The sequence below is a fragment of the Acidaminobacterium chupaoyuni genome, assembly GCF_047936785.1.
Taxonomy (GTDB): domain Bacteria; phylum Bacillota; class Clostridia; order Oscillospirales; family Butyricicoccaceae; genus Acidaminobacterium; species Acidaminobacterium chupaoyuni.
This window is the reverse complement of the sequence record NZ_CP176394.1, coordinates 998,634-1,018,950: the sequence shown is the minus strand read 5'-3', so window position 1 is coordinate 1,018,950 and position 20,317 is coordinate 998,634. Positions and strand designations below refer to the sequence as shown.

Annotated in this window: 18 protein-coding genes, 3 tRNA genes, 1 rRNA gene and 1 other RNA gene; 4 read left to right on the top strand and 19 right to left on the bottom strand. The window is 50.2% G+C overall.

Going from position 1 to position 20,317, the window contains the following annotated elements; all coding sequences use genetic code 11:
- Positions 1–177: 177 nt before the first annotated feature.
- From ACJA3I_RS04800 to ACJA3I_RS04735, 14 genes are all read right to left on the bottom strand, one after another.
- Positions 178–253 (bottom strand) — tRNA-Ala (locus tag ACJA3I_RS04800).
- 61 nt (positions 254–314) lie between these two features.
- Positions 315–391, bottom strand: a tRNA-Ile gene (locus tag ACJA3I_RS04795).
- A gap of 135 nt (positions 392–526) precedes the next feature.
- A 16S ribosomal RNA gene (locus ACJA3I_RS04790) occupies positions 527–2,058 on the bottom strand.
- Positions 2,059–2,762: 704 nt separating this feature from the next.
- Positions 2,763–3,563, bottom strand: coding sequence for an ABC transporter permease subunit (locus ACJA3I_RS04785; protein WP_458863631.1), 801 nt, complete (start codon positions 3,561–3,563; stop codon positions 2,763–2,765).
- Positions 3,564–3,576: 13 nt separating this feature from the next.
- Complete coding sequence (locus ACJA3I_RS04780) at positions 3,577–4,365, bottom strand: ABC transporter permease subunit (RefSeq protein WP_458863630.1); 789 nt, start codon at positions 4,363–4,365, stop codon at positions 3,577–3,579.
- Positions 4,366–4,373: 8 nt separating this feature from the next.
- Entirely contained in the window at positions 4,374–5,246 is an 873-nt protein-coding gene (locus tag ACJA3I_RS04775) for an ABC transporter ATP-binding protein (protein WP_458863629.1), read from the bottom strand.
- Positions 5,243–5,860, bottom strand: a complete 618-nt coding sequence (locus ACJA3I_RS04770) for a TetR/AcrR family transcriptional regulator (RefSeq protein ID WP_458863628.1) — start codon at positions 5,858–5,860, stop codon at positions 5,243–5,245. The genes ACJA3I_RS04775 and ACJA3I_RS04770 overlap by 4 nt, the downstream gene beginning before the upstream one ends.
- Before the next feature lie 220 nt (positions 5,861–6,080).
- Positions 6,081–6,644: a 3'-5' exonuclease gene (locus tag ACJA3I_RS04765; protein WP_458863627.1), complete on the bottom strand. Its 564-nt coding sequence runs from the start codon at positions 6,642–6,644 to the stop codon at positions 6,081–6,083.
- A gap of 4 nt (positions 6,645–6,648) precedes the next feature.
- A complete protein-coding gene (locus tag ACJA3I_RS04760; RefSeq protein WP_458863626.1) occupies positions 6,649–7,056 on the bottom strand; it encodes a (deoxy)nucleoside triphosphate pyrophosphohydrolase in 408 nt (135 codons plus the stop codon).
- A 245-nt stretch (positions 7,057–7,301) separates the two neighbouring features.
- Positions 7,302–9,926, bottom strand: coding sequence for a Cna B-type domain-containing protein (locus ACJA3I_RS04755; protein ID WP_458863625.1), 2,625 nt, complete (start codon positions 9,924–9,926; stop codon positions 7,302–7,304).
- 206 nt (positions 9,927–10,132) lie between these two features.
- Positions 10,133–10,714, bottom strand: coding sequence for a TetR/AcrR family transcriptional regulator (locus tag ACJA3I_RS04750; RefSeq protein WP_458863624.1), 582 nt, complete (start codon positions 10,712–10,714; stop codon positions 10,133–10,135).
- 291 nt (positions 10,715–11,005) lie between these two features.
- Positions 11,006–11,506: a WapI family immunity protein gene (locus ACJA3I_RS04745; protein ID WP_458863623.1), complete on the bottom strand. Its 501-nt coding sequence runs from the start codon at positions 11,504–11,506 to the stop codon at positions 11,006–11,008.
- Positions 11,507–11,599: 93 nt separating this feature from the next.
- On the bottom strand, positions 11,600–12,025 hold the full coding sequence (locus ACJA3I_RS04740; protein ID WP_458863622.1) for a GIY-YIG nuclease family protein: 426 nt from the start codon (positions 12,023–12,025) through the stop codon (positions 11,600–11,602).
- Positions 12,026–12,105: 80 nt separating this feature from the next.
- A tRNA-Ser gene (locus ACJA3I_RS04735) sits at positions 12,106–12,196 on the bottom strand.
- A gap of 177 nt (positions 12,197–12,373) precedes the next feature.
- On the opposite strand from ACJA3I_RS04735, the gene ffs reads away from it, so the two are divergent.
- From ffs to recR, 4 genes are all read left to right on the top strand, one after another.
- Positions 12,374–12,641, top strand: an RNA gene (ffs, locus tag ACJA3I_RS04730) — signal recognition particle sRNA large type.
- A 57-nt stretch (positions 12,642–12,698) separates the two neighbouring features.
- Entirely contained in the window at positions 12,699–14,255 is a 1,557-nt protein-coding gene (gene dnaX, locus ACJA3I_RS04725; RefSeq protein WP_458863621.1) for a DNA polymerase III subunit gamma/tau, read from the top strand.
- A gap of 75 nt (positions 14,256–14,330) precedes the next feature.
- Entirely contained in the window at positions 14,331–14,663 is a 333-nt protein-coding gene (locus ACJA3I_RS04720) for a YbaB/EbfC family nucleoid-associated protein (RefSeq protein ID WP_458863620.1), read from the top strand.
- Position 14,664: 1 nt separating this feature from the next.
- Positions 14,665–15,270 carry a recombination mediator RecR gene (gene recR, locus ACJA3I_RS04715; RefSeq protein WP_458863619.1) on the top strand — a complete coding sequence of 202 codons (606 nt, stop codon included), beginning with the start codon at positions 14,665–14,667 and terminating at the stop codon, positions 15,268–15,270.
- A 25-nt stretch (positions 15,271–15,295) separates the two neighbouring features.
- On the opposite strand, the gene ACJA3I_RS04710 is transcribed toward recR, so the two are convergent.
- The 5 genes from ACJA3I_RS04710 to ACJA3I_RS04690 all read right to left on the bottom strand — a co-directional run bounded on the left by ACJA3I_RS04710 (position 15,296) and on the right by ACJA3I_RS04690 (position 20,251).
- Entirely contained in the window at positions 15,296–16,582 is a 1,287-nt protein-coding gene (locus ACJA3I_RS04710; RefSeq protein WP_458863618.1) for an HD domain-containing protein, read from the bottom strand.
- 137 nt (positions 16,583–16,719) lie between these two features.
- The gene (locus ACJA3I_RS04705) at positions 16,720–17,490 is read right to left on the bottom strand and encodes an MBL fold metallo-hydrolase (protein ID WP_458863617.1); all 771 of its coding nucleotides are present in this window, start codon (positions 17,488–17,490) and stop codon (positions 16,720–16,722) included.
- Positions 17,491–17,586: 96 nt separating this feature from the next.
- Positions 17,587–18,126 carry a ferritin-like domain-containing protein gene (locus ACJA3I_RS04700; protein ID WP_458863616.1) on the bottom strand — a complete coding sequence of 180 codons (540 nt, stop codon included), beginning with the start codon at positions 18,124–18,126 and terminating at the stop codon, positions 17,587–17,589.
- A gap of 97 nt (positions 18,127–18,223) precedes the next feature.
- Entirely contained in the window at positions 18,224–19,408 is a 1,185-nt protein-coding gene (locus ACJA3I_RS04695; RefSeq protein WP_458863615.1) for an iron-containing alcohol dehydrogenase, read from the bottom strand.
- Between the two features lie 45 nt (positions 19,409–19,453).
- Entirely contained in the window at positions 19,454–20,251 is a 798-nt protein-coding gene (locus tag ACJA3I_RS04690) for a metallophosphoesterase (RefSeq protein ID WP_458863614.1), read from the bottom strand.
- Between the last annotated feature and the right edge of the window lie 66 nt (positions 20,252–20,317).

Here is a 20,317-nt window from a genome sequence, read left to right as displayed (position 1 = left end):
TTGATTTTTTCAAGAATTATTATGGCAACCTCCGGCATTTGTTGTAATTTGTATTACCCTTTGCCAAAACAGAAAAACCTTTAAATTTTGTCCATTTAAATGTCTTCTCTATCGTTGCTCTTATCTTTCATCTTTATCTTTGTTCAGTTTTCAATGTACTTTTGCGGCCTTTCGGCCTGGTGGAGATGAACAGAATCGAACTGTCGACCCCCTGCTTGCAAGGCAGGTGCTCTCCCAGCTGAGCTACACCCCCAGATTGTTAAAGCGATCTGTCGTTCTCACACCCTCGCTCCCCATCCCCTATTCCTAAGGTTTGGTGGGCTCAAGTGGACTCGAACCACCGACCTCGCGCTTATCAGGCGCGCGCTCTAACCGCCTGAGCTATGAGCCCATTGAGTTGCTCTACTTTGCTCGCTTCGAGTATGCTTAGCACACTCTAAATTAAACAACACCTAATCTGCTGAGTTACCTTGATTCTCTGACCTCGGATTCCACAGCTCTGTTTCAAGCTGTTTGGTCTCCTTAGAAAGGAGGTGATCCAGCCGCACCTTCCGATACGGCTACCTTGTTACGACTTCACCCCAATTACCAATCCTACCTTCGGCCACGCCCTCCTTGCGGTTAGACTATGGACTTCGGGTATTATCGGCTCTCATGGTGTGACGGGCGGTGTGTACAAGGCCCGGGAACGTATTCACCGCGGCATGCTGATCCGCGATTACTAGCAATTCCGACTTCATGCAGGCGAGTTGCAGCCTGCAATCTGAACTGAGGCGGCTTTTAGGGGTTTGCTCCACATCGCTGTCTTGCTTCCCTCTGTATGACCGCCATTGTAGTACGTGTGTAGCCCAGGACATAAAGGGCATGATGATTTGACGTCGTCCCCACCTTCCTCCGTTTTGTCAACGGCAGTCTCGCTAGAGTGCTCTTGCGTAGCAACTAACAATAAGGGTTGCGCTCGTTGCGGGACTTAACCCAACATCTCACGACACGAGCTGACGACAACCATGCACCACCTGTGTGTACTTTCCCCGAAGGGCACCTAATGTATCTCTACTTCGTTAGTACCATGTCAAGCCCTGGTAAGGTTCTTCGCGTTGCTTCGAATTAAACCACATACTCCACTGCTTGTGCGGGCCCCCGTCAATTCCTTTGAGTTTCAACCTTGCGATCGTACTCCCCAGGTGGGATACTTATTGTGTTAACTCCGGCACGGAGGGGGTCAGTACCCCCCACACCTAGTATCCATCGTTTACAGTGTGGACTACCAGGGTATCTAATCCTGTTTGCTCCCCACACTTTCGCGCCTCAGCGTCAGTTAATGTCCAGCAGGCCGCCTTCGCCACTGGTGTTCCTCCCGATATCTACGCATTCCACCGCTACACCGGGAATTCCGCCTGCCTCTCCATCACTCAAGAACCACAGTTTCAAATGCAGTCTATGGGTTAAGCCCATAGTTTTCACATCTGACTTGCAGTCCCGCCTACTCGCCCTTTACACCCAGTAAATCCGGATAACGCTTGCCACCTACGTATTACCGCGGCTGCTGGCACGTAGTTAGCCGTGGCTTATTCTTACGGTACCGTCATTTGTTTCGTCCCGTACAAAAGAAGTTTACAATCCGAAAACCTTCATCCTTCACGCGGCGTTGCTGCATCAGGGTTTCCCCCATTGTGCAATATTCCCCACTGCTGCCTCCCGTAGGAGTCTGGGCCGTGTCTCAGTCCCAATGTGGCCGTTCAACCTCTCAGTCCGGCTACTGATCGTCGACTTGGTGGGCCGTTACCTCACCAACTATCTAATCAGACGCGAGCTCATCTCTCAGCAATAAATCTTTGATAACAGAACCATGCGATCCCGTTATATTATGCGGTATTAGCACACCTTTCGATGTGTTATCCCCCACTGAGAGGTAGATTGCTCACGCGTTACTCACCCGTCCGCCACTAAACTTATAAGCTTCCATCCGAAAACTTCCGCTTATAAGTTCCGTTCGACTTGCATGTGTTAGGCACGCCGCCAGCGTTCATCCTGAGCCAGGATCAAACTCTCTAAATAATTTATCATCAAGCGCCGAAGCGCTTCATGTCGTTTTAGAGCTTTGTCTTAGCTATATCTTTTTACTGTTTAAAAGAGATCTTTTAAACTCATTAAAATCTTCAGGGTCCTCTTTTTCATTTCGGCGTTGTTTAATTTACAATGTGCTAATTCTTTGTTTCGCTCCGTTTCCGAAAGACAAGCTTTCGTTACGGTGCTTTGTTATTCTACCAAAGTCTTTCGAGTTTGTCAAGCACTTTTTCATTTTTTCTTTCCGGCGTTTTCGCCGTCAGATCCATGCTTCCGCGCTTTTCTTCTCTTTTTCTTCGGCCGCCTTTTTGAAAGGCGCTTGATTATCTTACCAAACTGCCGGCTGTTTGTCAACACCTTTTTTTCGAAGCTCACTGTCGCATTCTCCATGCCGTTAAGCCTGCGAAGCAAAGGATGCTTCCTGCCAAACTCGCTTTTCGTTTGTGCCGCTCAGAAGCAGTTTTGTTAGAATACCATACCACATCCCCGTTGTCAACGCTTTTTTTGCTTTTTTATGAAATATTTGTTTCATTTATGTTTAGTTCGGCGTTTTTTCCCCATTACACCCTGGTTTTTGCCATAACATCACTTTCTTCCCCGCTTTCTCGCGGAGTAAAAGCGGCCAAACCGCATGAAGATCCGGTTTAGCCGCCATGGAATATTCTCCTATGTATTATATAGTGAGAGAGTATCTGTCAGCTCTTGGCCTGAAGGTCTTTTTTCATAAATCCATAAAAAGCGATTGCAGCGAACAGCGCCGCAAGCCCGATCGTCAGGCATGTGTAAACAGGCTGCAGGTGGTTTTCCAAAAGTTCCGGCATCGTAAAATAGCGCAGCGGAATAAACCAGCGCAGCTCTTCCGCATCTTCCAACAGGTCATATACCATACCCAGCAAAAATACCGCTGTGAAAATCAAATTTCCCATCAGCGCGCCTTTTTCGGCGCGTTGCTGCAAAGCCGCCAGCATTGCCGCCAAAAAATAAAAGAAAAGTCCCACTAAAAAGGCCGCTGTGGCAAACAGCGCAATTTTCCCCGAAATCCCCTTCCCCAGATGAAAGGCTCCGATCGATAAATAAGAAATCCCCGCGCTTAAAAGCGCAAACCCCGCAAGGCAGCATAACCCCGCCGATAGTTTGATCGCTAAAATTCTGGCGCGGCTCACCGGCTTAGTGAATAAAAACTCATAGGTTTTATCCGCCGTTTCGCGGGCCACCGCTGCCGAACCCAAAGAAACGCCATAAACGGCCATACAGATCATCACATAATACATGATCACCGCATAATATCCCGGCAGCGTCGTCATATCCACCCCAACCATGCCAAACATCGCCTGAACCGCTCTTGGGAACGCCGCGAGCATCTGCGCCACAGCTTCTCCGCCTTCCCGCAGCCCGGTGAATTTAGCCATGCCGGCAAAAATCAGAACGAACAGCCCCAGACTCCAAAATAAAAACGGCTTCAGGTTCACTTTCAATTCCCGTTTCAAGATATTCATTCTGTTCGCCCCCTCATATTGCTCGGATATCGCTTTGGGTGTAGCGGATATAAGCGCTCAATAAGCAAACAACCCCCACAAAACATCCCATGAGCGCATATCTCATTTCGTAGCGGCCCTGATTGAAAACGGCGGCGGGCTCGAAATATTTCAGCGGAACCAAAACGCGCAACGCTTCTTCTCCTATTATATTATAGAGTGCCGAAAGCAGAAACGCGCCGAATCCAAACGCCGTGGCGGCGCCCGAAACCGAGCGAACGCGCTTTGCGAACACCGCATAAAAAATCCCCAGTGCGAAAAACACCAGCTGCGTCATCAGCAAAGAAAGGCCTGCGGCCATCATAGGTGTGTCGTTGGCGCGGCCGATGGCGGCGGCAGCGATCAAATAAATTACATTTGCGGCCGTCAAAATAAAAAGGCCGGATACCAGCTTCCATGTAAAGATCCTTCCTCGCGAAACCGGCTTCGTCATTAAAAAATCGGAACATTGAGCGCGTCGCTCCCTTGAAAAAATTGAGATGCCCACAGAAGCCGCCATAATGGCCCCCATCACGCCAAGATAAGCAAAGCAGAAGCTGTAATAGCCGCCAAAAGAGAAAATATCAGAAATATTCACCCCAAACGCCGCGGCGAACTGCGGCGGAAACCCTTCGACTACTTTTTGAATATCCGCCGCGCTTTCTTGAAAAGTGGGATATACCCCCGCCATCAGCCCCCATAAAACGCCGATCAGCGCGGCAGTCCATAAGCAAAAGGGAATCAGCTGCCGCTTCATTTCAAACCGAAAAATCGTTTTTCCCATCTCGCACCTCATGCATAGTAATGCATAAAAATCTCTTCCAGGCTGGGTTCCGAAATTTCTATATTAGAAAGAGGATACCCATTGAGCGCCGTCAGCAGACTGTTAAGATCTCCGCGATAAACAAACGACGCGCCGTTTTCCGAAATTTCCACATCGGCCGCGCCCTCCAGCGCAAAGCCCACAACAGATCCTTTCGAAAGGAAGGAAACTTTTTTATAAGAATTGTTCTGGAGTTCCGATATTTTCTGTGTGCTGATAATTCGCCCCTCTTTGATGATCGCCACGCGGTCGCAGATCCGCTGCACTTCGCTGAGGATATGCGAAGAAAAAAGCACCGTTGCCCCGCGCCGGTTTTCCTCTTGAATCAACTCGAAAAAGGTTTTCTGCATCAGCGGATCCAGACCGCTGGTGGGTTCATCCAGAATGATCAGCCTGGGGCTGTGCAAAAGCCCCTGTATGATGCCCACCTTTTTCTTGTTTCCCAAGCTCATATCTTCTATTTTCTTATGCAGATCCAGTTCCAGCGCATCTGCCAATCCTTTTATTTTCGAAGAACAGTCTTTGTGATAAAAGCTGGCCGAATAGTTTAAAAGTTCCCCTGCTTTCATATCCTCATAATAAAAAACCTCACTGGGCAGATATCCCACCTGCTCGAGGATCTTTTCCCTGTCTTTTTCACAATCCATGCCAAAAATTCTGGCTTCGCCGCGCGTTTTGCGAATCAGTGAAAGCAGGGTTCGTATCGTGGTGGATTTTCCCGCGCCGTTGGGCCCGATGAATCCAAAGATCTCGCCTTCTTCCACCGTCAGATCCACATCGATAATTCCGCGTGCTTTGCCATAGTTTTTGGTCAGCCCTCTGGTTTCGATCGCGGCGCTCATCTCAAATATTCCTCCTTATAAAAGTTGTTTCTCATCATGGCCAGGCATTCATCGAATTCCGCCATCATTGCTTCCGTCTCCAAGGTTTTGCCCTGCCCAAAGTGGTTGATATACCCTTCGGTATAACGCGCGATCAGATTCATCACCAGTTCCGGCCGAACGCCCTCTTTGAATTTTTGGCGTTCGATTTTAGGGAAGGCCAGTCTGCCGCGCAATTCTTCTCCGTTTGCCAAAAAGCTCTCGACCTCGGCTTTCACTTCCGCATCCCGTTCAAAAAACACCGCGGTCAGAAACCTGAGCATATTCGGGTATTCGCTCAACACGCCCAGCTTCACTTCGGCCGCCTGCCGCACGCGCTCAAAAAAATCAGGATTCTCGCTGCATGGGTTTTCCAGATATGCCGTGATGATTTTTTGCGAAGCAAAGCTCATCAAAAACAAATACAGTTCTTTTTTGCTGCCGAAATAATAAAAAACCATGCCTTTTGAAATCCCCGCGGCTTTGGCAATATCGCCCACCGAAGCTTTTTTATAAGGTGCGCCGCCAAAAACCTGCATCGCGCCGCCTATGATCTTCTTTTGTTTCTCTTCCGCCAGGGCCAAGAATTTTTCCAACCGTCACCCTTCTTTCCGCGATTGACCAATTCGGTTTATCACAGTATAAGCCTATAAACCGAATTGGTCAATCCTCTTTCGAAATTTTTTTGCTCCAACCAGAGCCTGTTTTAAATCCCGCCGGCGCTTTCTGCCGATCAAAAACACCCGCATGGTTTTAAACCACGCGGGTGCGTTCAATTTTGGTTTTTGCCGTCTCTTTTTTTGTTGGTGTCCTGTGTTATTGCTTTGCTATCGTGCGCCGGAGGCGGATGTCATAAGCCTTCACAAAACGATCGGGGCAAAGGCCATGGCGCATATAATCCATCAGCAGCTCGGCGCAGGCGCGGCTGTCGCTTCCCGCGTTGTGATGATCCAGATCCAGGCGCAGGTGGTCACAGAGCGTGTTCAGTTTATGGTTATATAAATTGGGGTAGCAGACCCTGCCCATGGCGCAGGTGCAGGCATAATGAGCAACAGGCTGCCATTCGATTTCATAATGATTCAAGCATTTTGCCAGAACGCCCATATCAAACGGGGCATTATGGGCGATCAGCAAACCGCTGCCCATCAGCGGCAGGATCTTCTGCCACAGCTGAGGAAAAGACGGTTGATTCGCCGTCATCTGCGGCGTGATGCCCGTCAGCTGGATATTGAACAGATCGAAATGTGTTTCGGGGTTCACCAAAGAATAGAATTCATCTGTGATCTTTCCTTCTTCAACCACGGAAATGCCGATGGCGCTGATGCGGTCATTGGCATAATTAGGTGTTTCCACATCAAATGCAATATAACGGTCTTTCATCCGTTCATGACCCTTTCGTTGTGTTTTCTCTATCGCAGCTGGCTATTTTTTCCAGAATTGCTTTATCCGCGGGGCAAAATTCATATTGCGCGATCTCCTTCGGGTGGATCCAGCGGATATCGTGATGTTCCAGCTTTTGCGGCGTGCCGTTTTCGATGGCGGCGTTCAGCAAAGTCAGATGGATCGTGAGATCGGGGTAAACATGGGTCACTTCCATAAATTTGCTGCCCACGGCGATCGTAATGCCAAGCTCTTCCCGGCATTCACGGCAAAGCGCCTGTTCTTTGGTTTCTCCGTTCTCCACTTTCCCGCCAACGAATTCCCAAAGCATTCCGCGCGCTTTCCGGGGCGGCCTCTGGCATATCATGAAAGTATCTTTATCCCAAATCAGCGCTGCTACAACTTCTGTCATTTTCGTTCACCTGTTTTCATCGTTTTCCCGCCCGCATCCATATTCTTTCTTTATTGAATGATCTCGTCGTTTTATTCAGTATAGACCTTTTCCTTTCGCCTTGCAATCGATGCCGCTTCATGTTTTCTTCCTTTCAGGCCGGTTTCCCCTTGCCTTAAAAAACGGAACCGATCTTCCCGCCGCATTCTGTGGTGGTTTCACAGCAAATGACCCGCCGAAAGCTTGCTCGGCGGGTCATTCTGTTTTTATTCTTCGTCGTTCTTTTTGATCCGCACCGCGGTTCCCATCCCAAGGGCTGAAATTCCCGCAAACACGATCCAAGGCAAAGCGGCTCCGCCTGTTTTAGGCAGTTTTCCTTCAGGGATCTGGTTTTCGGGCACATATTCATACCCGCCATCCAGCTTATGGATCTTGATATAGGTGGTGGGCACCCTGTTGTCTGTGATAAGAATGATTTCATCGGGGCTTTCACTGTCGTTCGGGTCGGGCAGCTCAGATACCGTGGGGATCGTGGGCACAGCGGGGGTCACAGGCTTCACGGGCACTGTCGGGGCCGTGGGCTCTGTGGGTTTTTCGGGTGTTGTGGGCTTTGCCGGTGTGGTCGGCTTTTCGGGTGTTGTGGGCTCTGTAGGTTTTTCCGGCGTTGCCGGCTCATCGGGTTCTTCCGGCGTTGCGGGCGGTGTGATCTTTCCATTATAAGTGTTTGTCACGGTCATTCCGTTTTCCGTGACTGCATAATCTTTCGCCGTGGTGGTTTCTTTCACCGAATAAGTGATGGCTTTACCGTTTTCATAAGCGGGCAGCTCCCCAAAAGATGCCTTCCATTGATCGGCGCTTTCTTTCAAGGCGTTGGCCGCGGTCAAGGTCAGGGTTTTTCCCTGCACATCGGCGGTTTTGCCATCCACTGTTTTTCTCAGCTGCAAAACCACGCTTGCGGGTCGGGTCTTGCCCGCGTCACTGCGGTCATCCCAAATTTTCGTTGCTTGCGGGTTTACAGTCTGCGGCTCATCCGCCAGGGCAAAATAAGTCACTTTGCCGTTATTCACCGTGAACTGTTGTTCCGCCGCCATGTCATACCCGGTGGGTGCGGCAGTTTCTTTCAGCAGATATGCTTTGCCTGCGGTCAGGCCGCGAACCGTCACGCCTGCGGCGCCGATGTTGATGCTGCTGTCTGTTCCTTCCGCCGCATAAGAATAAACGCCGTCACTGCCCTTGGTGAAATGCAGAGGAGCCGTTTCGTTTTCGGCATAGATCTCTGCTTTTGCCCCCTGTATTCCTGTCAAGCCCGCATAGTTTGCCTGTTCCAGCGGGCCGGATGTCGCCTTGGTCGCTGCGGCATCCACTTTTTTCAATACAAAATCTCCGTTTTTCACGGTGCCGGTGATGGATGCGCTTTGGGTATACTCCACTTCTGCAGAGGCGCTGGGGATCGTTGAGGCCGAGCCGTAGGAAAACTGTGCGCTGTTCTTGATCGTGGCCGTAACATCCGTTGTCACATAAGAGGCGATTTTGAAAAAGAAACCATACACCGCGCCGGGGTTTTCCGTGTAATACTCCAGTGTTTTCTGATACATCTCGCTGTCGGCGTCATTTGCGGCGATCTGCGCATTCAAGCGCTGCTTCACAGCCGTTAAAAATTCGCTTTCATAAACCAGCGTGTCGCTGCCTGTGCCCAGTTTTCCAAAGTTCACCAACAGGGTTTCTTTTCCGTTTTCGGTGTAAACCCCATAGGATAGGGCTTTTTCCGCCACCGCCGTTTTCACTTGATCCGAAGTCAGCGCAGCTTGCGGATTCACATTTTCAAAAGGGATCTTCACATTCTGAAGCATGCTGTTGTTATAATAGCTTTTATTGGCGCCATAACCGTATTGGCCGTTTCCATAGGTTGTTTCTTCCCCCTTGGGGAACCATACAAAGGAATTCGGCGATTGCGATTGGCCATCAAAAGATGTTCCCACATAGTGGACCGGCAGCTGGATTTCGAAGGGTGCTTCACCGTCTTTGGCCAGCATCGGTGCGATATTATCCGTATTGCCCATACAGAATTTCTGGTTTTCGTCCAGCGATTCCGTCAGGATCAAATTTTCACTCATTTCATAAGAGTTACCGGCGGTTTTTGCTTCTTCATAGTGGTTGATGGCGTCGCCGAACCAGATGTTCCAAATAACATAAGGATAGGTTGTGCCGTTTTCTTCATAGGCATAACTGTTTTTCGGAAGTACATTCCAGGGCGCCCATTTATCGGCGGCCGTCACCGTGCCCGAAACATATTCGGGAACATAAGCGCCGGTGTCTTCCTGCGAAGAGCCTGTATCCACCGCCACGCTGTGGGCGCCGCCGGTCACCGAGACCAGATTCACCGTGACACTGGGGGTCTGGGCGTTTCTCAAATCGAATTGCGCGCTTTGGCCGAAAGTCATTTCGCCCACGGTATAGGTTTCCACGGCTTTATTGAAAGTGACGCGCAGATCCATATCTCCGCTTGTTGCATCATATAAAAAAACAGCGCTGCCGACGGGGGTTCCCTCGATTTTCAAGGTCTCCGCCGTGCTCTCGGCCGGGAAAGTCAGGCCGGTAACACTGCCGATGTGATAGTTCAAAACATCTCCTTCTTTAAATTCCGATGTTTTTCCATCGATCGGTGCCATATCCAGTTGATACTGAAAAGCCGTACCGCTGGAAATATGGATGCTGCCATCCTGCAATGCTTCATCGGTGATGGGTGTTCCGCCGATTTTTGCGTCTCTCAGGGCGACTGTAAAATAGCTGCTCATCTCTCTGTCTTCTGCAAACACCCCCGTGGGCAGCAACAGACAAACCAGCAGTGCCGCTGTTGTCATTGCCGATACAAATTGACATAGTTTTCTCATTTTTCAGCCTTCTTCATTTTTACTTATAAAGAGGCCGTTTTCTTCGGCGGCAAAACACCCTGTCATCTGTTTTGCGCATCCTGCCGTTTTTCCGTCAGCTGTGTTTACGACAGCTCGCCAAAGAAAAAGGCCTCGTTTATTCTTTATCCGGTTCGTTTTTGCTTTCTTGCTTTCAACGGAACAAAGTGCCGCGATCCGTTCATCGCTTAAGCATCCATTCCTTCCGCCTCAAAAATCGCTTGCGGGTTGTTATCGTGAAATCTCAAACATTCCGCCACCTGGTCATAGGGCATATCCGTGTTGCGGCCAACCGCCAGAAAAAGCTGCGTCATCAGCAAAGCCGTGCGCCCCGCATCGCCGCATAACACAAGATGCCCGCGGCTCACCTCAATGCGAACCAGCTTTTCCAGCACGCGATACATCCTCTGCAGATTATCCCGCCGAATCTCGGCATATTCCTTGCGCAAAGCCAGCGCCACAGCCGGCGAATTGCGGTAATTGGTTTCAAACCCCGCAAGGCCGTTAAAAACAAAGTTTATCTTTTCGTGCAGCGAAATTTCCTCTTCTTTGATTTCATCAAAAGATGTAAGCAGTTCTTCCCAATCTTTCTGAAGAATGTTGAAAATCAGCGCCTCTTTGCTGGGGAAATATTGATAAAAAGTTCCTGTTGCCATGCCGCATTGCGCCGCGACCTCTTTTACCGAAAAATCGGAATCTTTGCCCTCCAGCAGGCATTGCTTTCCGGTCTTCATCAGTTTTTCTCTTGCGTTTTCGATTTTGTTCGACATAGAAACCTCCACACTTGAACCAGATTCAAGTACCCGGCCATCATATCACTGAAAAGCGTATTTTGCAACACTTTTCTGTCTTTTTGATGCTTTTCAACAACTTTCGCTTCCATTCCATTGCAATTTTATCTATTTTTTCAACTTTATAGCCACATTTTCGCCTTTTTCTTTGGTTTCATATCACTTTTCCTCATGATAACTGCCAATTTAAAAATGCGAAAGGCGCACCGAAACAATCGGTGCGCCTTTCGCTGCATCTATCGCAGAGTCATATTTTCATAGCATACCATTCTAAAATGGAATGTTTCCGTCGCTGCACATTTCTTTCCACGGCTTTTTGCTTCTTTTCTTTTGCTCATATAAACCATCAAATGCCGCGGCAGCGGCGTTCACCTGGCTGATAAACCCCTTCATTTCGCTTTGATCGATCGTGAAACCAAACCGTAACTGCTCTCCGCTTTCAGGGTCAAAACCATTTTGAAGCGTTCCTGAAATTTTGATGTATCCTCTTTTCTGCGCATGAAATGAAACCACCGTTTCGGCAAGTTCGATATCGTAAAGTTCTGCTTGCCCTGACAAAGATTCATATAAATCTGAAAGTTGCTTTGCAAATTGGGTGAACTCTGCTCTTTTAGTATAAATCATCGCGCAGCCGCTCCAAAAACCATGTTTTACAGCAAGGTAAAAACTCAAATCACTGTTATATGGATCTTTTTCCATCTCTTGAAAATAGCAAAAAGAAAGCAGCTTAAGTTCTTTACTTTCGCAGGATATCTTGCATTGTATGTCCATTTTCTTTTTCCCTCTTGAAATGATTCGATGTCAAGGCTGCTGTGTAAAGATATGCCCGATTACAGAGAAATGCATTTTAAGCCTTTTCATCTATTAGTGATTGTGCATCCGAATCTTTTTCTTCAGTTCAAAGCAGTTGCCGATGTTTTCAATACGATATAAGTCGCTGTAGGAATAAGTTAATCGTTTGTCTGTGTTATCAGTCAAAATATCGCCATGCTCAAAAATCAAGGCACTTTCTGCATGGTCTATCAGCTCCGCATCGACAACATTTGGGTAAACTATTTTCCCCAAACGCACAAAAATTTTTCCTCGATAGTCATGCACCCAATCTTTGTTGTGGGCCTTTAATCGTTGACGAACAGTATTCGCTGACTTGCCAATGTATAAACAGGTTTCTTTTGTTCCAAACAATCGTGTAATGTAGTAGAGTCCGGCTTGGCGAGATAGTGGGGAGGCAATTGCATCCTCGATCAGTAATGGTTCTAACCATTCAATCCGTATGATTCTATCCCACATAGAAATCACCTCAATTCCTCAGATAATAAACAAAAGGATCACCTTGATTGGTGACCCTTTTGTTGGGCTAAGAGCCCCGTTGGCGGAGCGGGTGGGATTCGAACCCACGAGCCTCTTGCGAGACTACCTGATTTCGAGTCAGGGCCGTTATGACCACTTCGATACCGCTCCATATAAGTTAAAACCTGCCATTTCAATCCACGCTCTAAAAAAAGATGTTGCCTGTTTCAAGCGTCTCACAGGTTCTTATATAGGATACATCAAGATACATGATTTTGTCAATAAGATTTTGGTTGCTAATTGGGCAATGATGGTTTATAATATATTTCACAGCGGCGCCTGCCAAGGCTGCACTAACCGGGGAGTCAGCGGTTCCTTATTACCTGAAATCCGCTATATGCAGGGGTTAATTCCGTTTCAGAGGATTCAATTTTTTGTTGTCTGCCTCGTATGTAAAGCTGTGAGAGACCGGTCCCGCGCAACAAATAGCCGTGAAACATGTCAGGCGGGGAACCGAGCAGCATTAAGCGGCACCATTTGTGTGCCGCGGCAAACCGGTTTTGAGCCGAGCATACGGGTTACGGGCAAAGGTTGTTTTCGAAGGAACGGTGTGCAGCCTTGGGAGTCGCTGCTGTTTTATAGACCATAAACTTTTTGTGGGAGGTGCCGTCTGATGGCTCATCAGGCCCTTTATCGTAAATGGCGCCCACTCACCTTTGATGATGTGGTTGGGCAAGAACATATCACCTCTGCGCTTCGGGCACAAGTCGAAGCGGGGAGGCTTTCTCATGCCTATCTTTTCACAGGCACACGCGGCACAGGCAAAACCACCTGCGCCAAAATTCTGGCGCGCGCGGCCTGCTGTCTCTCCCCCCAAAACGGGAACCCCTGCAACCATTGTGAAGCCTGTCTTTCTGTTTTAGATGACAGCGCGATGGATGTGATGGAGATCGATGCCGCTTCCAACAACGGCGTAGAAAACATCCGTGAAATCCGTGAAGAGGTCAATTATTCCCCCGCCCAACTGAAAATGCGTGTTTATATCATCGACGAAGTGCATATGCTTTCTTCCGGTGCATTCAACGCGCTGCTGAAAACGCTGGAAGAACCGCCGGAACATGTTCTTTTCATTCTGGCTACCACCGAAATTCATAAAGTGCCCGCCACGATCCTTTCGCGCTGCCAGCGTTATGATTTTCGCCGCATTACACCCGAAACCATTGCGCAGCGGCTTTCTTATATTGCCGCTCAGGAAAATTTATCTCTTTCCCCGAAGGCCGCGCTTCTGCTGGCCAAACTGGGGGATGGCTCCATGCGCGACGCGATTTCTCTGCTCGATCGATGTGTCGCGGGCGACCGCCCCATCGAAGAAAAGCAGGTGGTCGAATGTTTGGGCATCACCGAGCATGAAAAAATTCTTTCCATCTTTCAGGCCGTCTGCCGCCATGATGCTTCGGCGGCGCTTTCCGATTTTTACGATTGCTATGTGCAGGGGCGCGACATCACCTCCCTGCTGGATGAACTGCTTTCGCTGATTCGCGATCTTTATATCATCCAGGCCGTAAAAGATCCCCAGACGATCCTCAACAGCTCTTTCTTCACCTATGAAGAATTAAAACCCGCGGCGGCTCTGGCTTCCGCGCAGGATATGGAATTTTATGTGCAGACCCTGCATGAAACGCTTTCCCGCCTTACGCGCAGCGCCATTCGCCGCGCCGATGGTGAAATGTGTCTTTTAAAACTCTGCCGCGGCGCTGCCGCCGCAATGGCCCTCGCGCCCGCCGCCGCTTCCCGTTCCGCGGCCCCGGTTGCTTCCGCCCCGGTTGCTTCCGCGCCCGTGCCGGCGGCTTCCTCCTCGGTGCCCCCCAAAGAAACGGAACCTGCCGCAAAGCCTTCTCCTTCCGTTTCGGGCGATGCCCAGCTGAAAGAACGCTTTTTTGCCGCGCTGAAAGGTCGGCGGATGAACCCCGCCTGCGCCACTTATATCCGCATGGGGGAATATACCGCCAAGGGCCAGCAGCTGGTTGCCTGGATCGATGAGGAGGGCCTGCTGTTTTTAGACCGCCCCAATATGCTCACGATCCTCGAAACCGCGGCGCAGGCGATCGGTTTTTCTGCCATCAAGCTGAAAGCCAAAGGCCAGCCTCAGGAAGCCGAGACTTCCAACGATTTAGACGATCTCTTAAGTTCCGCCCGCCAAATGGGCGTGGAGGTCACCGAAAAAGAATAACACAGAATGGTTTTTCTGCCCTTCTGTCAGTCAAATAACGATTTATTATAATTTCAAAAAAGGTGGTATTTGCAAATGAAACCCGGAAAAATGCCTATGGGCGGCGGCTTCAACATGAACGCCCTGATGAAACAAGCTCAAAAAATGCAGCAGGATATGGCCAAAAAGCAAGATGAACTCAACGATCGCGAATTCACCGCTTCGGCGGGCGGCGGCGCGGTTACCGCCACCATCAAATCCAAGGCCCTCATTTCGCTGGTGATCTCGCCCGAAGTGATCGACCCTGAAGATGCCGAAATGCTTTCCGATCTGGTGATGGCCGCCGTGAACGAAGCCATGAAGCAATCGGATGAAACCTATTCCAGCGAAATTTCAAAGCTCACCGGCGGAATGCCCGGGCTGATGTAAGATGAAATATTTTGCAGCGCCGGTCGAAAAACTGATCGAACAATTTGAACGCCTTCCGGGCATCGGTTATAAAACCGCTCAGCGGCTGGCCTTTTTTGTGCTGGCTTTGCCCCGCGAACAGGCGGAGGAATTTGCGCAGGCAATCTTAGAAGCGAAAAACACGGTTTCCACCTGTAAGATCTGTCAGAACCTGACCGACAGCGAAACCTGCAGCATCTGTTCCGATCCCACCCGCGATCATCACACCATTTGCGTGGTCACCGATCCGAAAGATGTGATCGCCTTAGAGCGCACCCGTGAATATCACGGCCTTTACCATGTGCTGCATGGCGCCATTTCGCCCCTCAACGGCATCGGCCCCGAACAGCTGCGCATCAAAGAGCTGCTTGAGCGCGTGGCCGATGAAACGGAAGATGTCACCGAGGTCATCATGGCCACAAACCCCGATACCGAAGGCGAGGCCACGGCCATGTATCTTTCCCGCCTGCTCAAGCCTTTTGGTGTTCGCATCACCCGCCTTGCCTATGGCGTGCCCGTGGGCGGCCATTTGGAATATGCGGATGAAGTCACCCTGACCCGCGCGTTAGAAGGGCGCCGTGATTTTTAAAGCAACGATAAAAAAGCAGTGTTTCTCATCCCTGAGAAGCACTGCTTTTCTTTTCCGCTCGCTGCAATTGCAAAAACTCCTGATAGATCTGCTGATATTGATGGATCACCGGATCTCTTTGCGTATCAGTATCCGCCATAATGCCTTCATAATTTGCAGCCACATAACGGCAGATCTCGCCATCCAGCTGTTTTTGCTGCATACCCATCAAAATCTGAATGGTTTTTTCCTGCGGGAACGGTTCTTTATAGCTTCGGCGGCTGGCCAAGGCGCTGATGATATCGGCCACCGCAACGATCCGCTGTGGAAAAGTCAGTTCCTCCGCGGTTCTGCCGTGAGGATATCCGCTTCCATCCAGTTTTTCATGGTGCCTTGCGGCGATCTGGCAAATTTCATCGTCTACAATGCCTTCGATCATGCTCTCTGTTTCCGATACATGCGTGCGCATAACAGCCATCTGCTCGGGGGTCAGTTTCCCCGGGAATTCCAAAATTTCCAGCGGGATGGCGATTTTCCCCACATCATGCAGCAGCGCGCCCAGATAGATCTTTTCCTTTTCAGCCTTGGAAAGGTTAAAATGTTTCGCGATGTTCAGGCTGATGGCAGTGGTGTTTATCGTGTGTGTCACCGTGTATTCACTGCGGAAATCAATGGAATACACCAGCATTTTCAAATATTGCAAGGCTTCTTCGGATGAAATTTCCATGCCGTTCAAATGCTGCCTGATCGTCTGCCTGTATTCGCCGTTTTCCAAACATTCAAAAAGGCGGCGCTTTTCAACACAGCTTTGAAAGATCTCGATGGTTTCCTTTGAAAAGAAGCCGCTTCCGTTTTCGCAAAGCTGCTGAAAGTGCTGTTTCTGCTGTTTATCCCCGCGCGCCATAATATCCACTCTGTCGGCGAAGTGGATCATGCCCGCATAATTTCGAATGGGATTTGGCAGCCTTGCCGTTTCCTTCCAAGGGATATGATGATATAAAACGGCCTCTGCTTTTTCTTCCAATGGAGTAAAATATTTCAAAAAAAGATAACCGTAGCAGGAATGGTTCCACACATTTCGCGTGTCAAATTCCAGCATGCGGCTGATCTCATCTGTCTTATATGCGCCGATATCATGAAACAGGCAAAGCATCAGCAGGGTCTTTTTATCCAGATCCAGCTGTCCTTCTTCCATCAGTTCACAAGCGATATAGGCCACGCGGGCGCCATGATCCATCAGCCTTCTGTCGATCCTGCGCAGAGTTTGTCCCACCGCCAGAACCGCCGCGTGTCCATCCAGCCCTTCTAATGGGTATTGATCAGGTGATTGCATTGGTTTTCCTCCGCCATTTCCGTGTTTAAAAAAGCACTCTTCTGCAGTTGAATTGTATCACATCCGCCCTGTGTTATCAATTTCTTTCTGCCTTCTTCTGGATATTTTCAAAAGATACCCAGGCAAAGCGCCTTTGTTTACAGATGAATGGAAAAATCACCGAAAGGAATGATGCCGTTCCCCTGCTTCAGCCGCCCCTGCTCTTTCAGCTGTTTGAAAGCCGCCGCCACCCTTTGGGCCAGATCGGGCGAAACCTTCAACTGATGGTGGCCGGGGTAAATTTTTTCAAGCGGCAGGCTGGCCGCTTTTTCTGCCGATGCCGCAAAAGCTTCCGGGTCGGTGGTGGGGTAATAGCAATCCAACGCGCCCAGATACAGCAAATCACCGCTGTAAAGGGTCTTGCGCGCCTGTTCATAAAAGCAGAGATGCCCCGGCGAATGCCCGGGGGTATGCAGCGCCGTCAGTATGCGCCCGCCCAAATCGACCCGGTCGCCGTCGCGCAGCAGCCTTTCGGCTTTGCCCTGATAAATATGATAGTTTTTCGGGTCGAATTCCGGCGGAAAATCGCAAGGCTGCTTCAATAAATTATTTTGCAGCACGAACGCGGTTGGCAGCGGGAATTTTTCTTCGAACCACGCCCGTTCCTCTGCGGGGATCGCCCTGTTTTCAAACAGCCCATGCCCGCCGATATGATCGGCATGGATATGGGTGGTGACCACCTGAATGGGCAGATCGGTGATGGCGCGAACTTCTTTTCGAATATCCGCCACCCCCAGCCCCGTGTCGATCAGCGCCGCGCTTTGTTCTCCCAAAAGCAAATAGCAATGGGTCTCTTCCCAATGCTTATATTCGCTGATGACAAAAGTATCCTTTTCCAATTGTTCCGTTGTGAACCATGCACTGTTCATCTTTTTCCCTTTCCGCGGAAACTTTTTCTGTTTTCCGCCCTGTTTATAAAAAGCGGCCTCGGGTTCCCGAGGCCGCTTTTGGGCAACTGCGCCCTATCACTCGGCGTGACCGCCTTCATATTTCTGATAGAGCTCCATAAATGCGCGCAGGTGGATCTGTTCATCCATCACGATGCGCTGCAGCAGCGCTGCCACCGCCTCATCGCCAACCGTCTGGATCTGCTGCTGATAGCGATTGATGGCGGCCCGCTCGGCCCCGATGCTGGATAATAAAATATTGCAGCGCGCCTTGCTGTAATCCACCGCTTTGGCGTTCCAATATTGCTCGGGTTTTCTGCCGCCGCAGGTGATATATTTCGGGTCGCCGCCCAAATTCATAATTGCTTCGGCCAGTGCATCCATATGTTCCATTTCAATGATCGAGATGTATTTCAGCGCCTCATAAACTTCGGGGCAGTTTTCTCTGACCATCCAGGAACCGTATAAATACTGCATCACCGCCGTGAGTTCCGAAGCGTTCCCCGCATAATCCTCCATCAGCACCGCCGCCAGCTTGGGGTTGCGGCCGCAGGGGATCTCGGGATACGCCAAACCGCTGCTGAAATTCTGCGGCCCATATTCCAACTGATCGCTCATAAAACCTCTCCTTTTTTCACGGATCGTTCGATCTCTTTATGGCTTCGCCCGCCATAATTCCTTATATCCTACGCAGAAAGAGAGGTTTGTGTGTCAATCAAATCGTATTTGCTTCCCGATAAATTTTGAGCATTCCTTCCCGATCCATCGGGCAGAAGACGCCGATTTTGCGGGTTCCTCCGCGGCTGCATCGGTCGGCCAGCTGCACCAGTTCTTCTTCGCTGAGCTGGCGGCCCAAAAGTTCGGGGATCGACGCGGGCATCCGCATGGTGTGGAAGAAATCTTCGGTGGTGGCAATGGCGCTTTCGGCCGCCTGTTCAAAATCCGCCGTGTTGATATTCCACCCTTTGCGGGCAAACCGCGCAAAGCGGGTCAGATCGGTGTGATAGACCGCCCGCGCCCAGCTGCCCCACAGGGCCGAAAGGGTGGCGCCATGGGTGGCGTCGAATTTTGCCGAAAGCTCATGCCCCAGCTGATGCACCGAAAAATCAGAAGGCCTGCCCAGCCCTGTCAGAGTGTTATGGGAAAGGCTGCCCGCCCACATCAGTTCGCTTCTCGCTTCATAATCGTTCGGATAATCCAGCGCTCTGGGGCCATATTTCACCGCGCTGTGAATGATATCTTCGGCGATCTCATCTGTCAGGTCGTTGCCCTGCGCAGGGGTGAAATAGCGCTCCATGGTGTGCATCATAATATCCACAACGCCTGCCGCCGTTTGATAAGCGGGCAGCGTGTAAGTGAGCTCGGGGTTCATCACCGCAAAACGCGGGCGGTAAAGATCGGTGTTCATGCCGCGCTTTTCGCCGGTTTCTTCATTGGTGATCACACTGGATTGGCTGGTTTCGCTGCCGGCGGCGGCAATGGTGAGCACACATCCCAGCGGCAGCGCACCGCGCGGTGTTTTTTTGCCGCTGTAAAAATCCCACACTTCTTCGCCCCGGTGAAACGCGCCCACGGCAATGGCTTTGGCCGAATCGATCACGCTGCCGCCGCCCACCGCCAGCAAAAAGTCTGCCTGCTCGCGCAATGCCAGTTCAATGCCGCGGTGAACAAGGCTCAGGCGCGGGTTGGGAACCACACCGCCCAATTCAATGAAGGGGATCTCCGCTTCGCGCAGCGAGGCTCTGATCTGCTCTAAAAGGCCCGATTTTTCGGCGCTTGCCGAGCCATAATGCAGCAGGACTTTTTTGCCGCCGAATTCTTTTACCAATCTTCCGCATGCGCTTTGTGTTTCTTTTCCAAAAACCACCTTGGTGGGGCAGTAAAACTCAAAATTTTGCATTTTCATATCCTCCCGTTTCCTGTTGATGCTTCCATTGCTTTATTTTTATGCATCGGCAGGCAAAAAATGAAAAATGGTTATCTCAGGTCTTGCAAAAAATCGCAAAGGCCAATGGGTCGTTCCGATTCCGCGGTTCACATAAACTTTGCCGTTCTCTGTTTCATAAAGGCCGGCGGTATAGGTTTTGCCGCCCGGCACTTTCACCAGCGCGCCGTAAAACGGCAGGGCGATCTGGCCGCCGTGGGTATGCCCCGCCACCAGCAAACCGAATTTTCCCGCCTGCTTGGCGTAATCCGGCTCATGCGAGATCACCAGGTTATAGCGGTCATCGCGCAAAAGCTGCGCGGTTTCAGGGTGATAAAACATCGAATCCTCGGCGCCGATAAAATTGATCTGCCCGTCTTCCACGGCTTGATTGCGCAGCACAGAAAACCCGGCCTCTTTCATCATTTTCTGATAAACCGATTCGGCGCCGCCGCCCACATCGTGGTTGCCCATCACCGCCAGTTTTGTTCCCGCTTCCAGCTGTGAGAGGTCGCGGATTACGGTTTGGATATCGCCGGTATAGCTGTTATATTCATCAAACAGATCGCCCAGAAACAAAACGGCGTCAGGTTTTTCTTTGTTCACGGTGTCGATGACTTTTTGAAATTGCTGCTCATTTTCATAAAACCCAATATGGGTATCTCCAAAGGCCGCAACGGTATATTCCTTTTCGAAAGCGCCTTTCAAAGTGACATGCTTCACTTCCACCCAGCGCGGCTCGCACCATCGGGCATAACAAGCCCCTGCCGCCGTCAATAGAAGAATGCAAAAGATGCCACGCAAAAGTTTTTTGACCATGGTCTCCTCCGTTTTCTTGTTCTGCGCAGTTCTTTTGCTGCTGCTCTTATTATAACAACTTCCGCC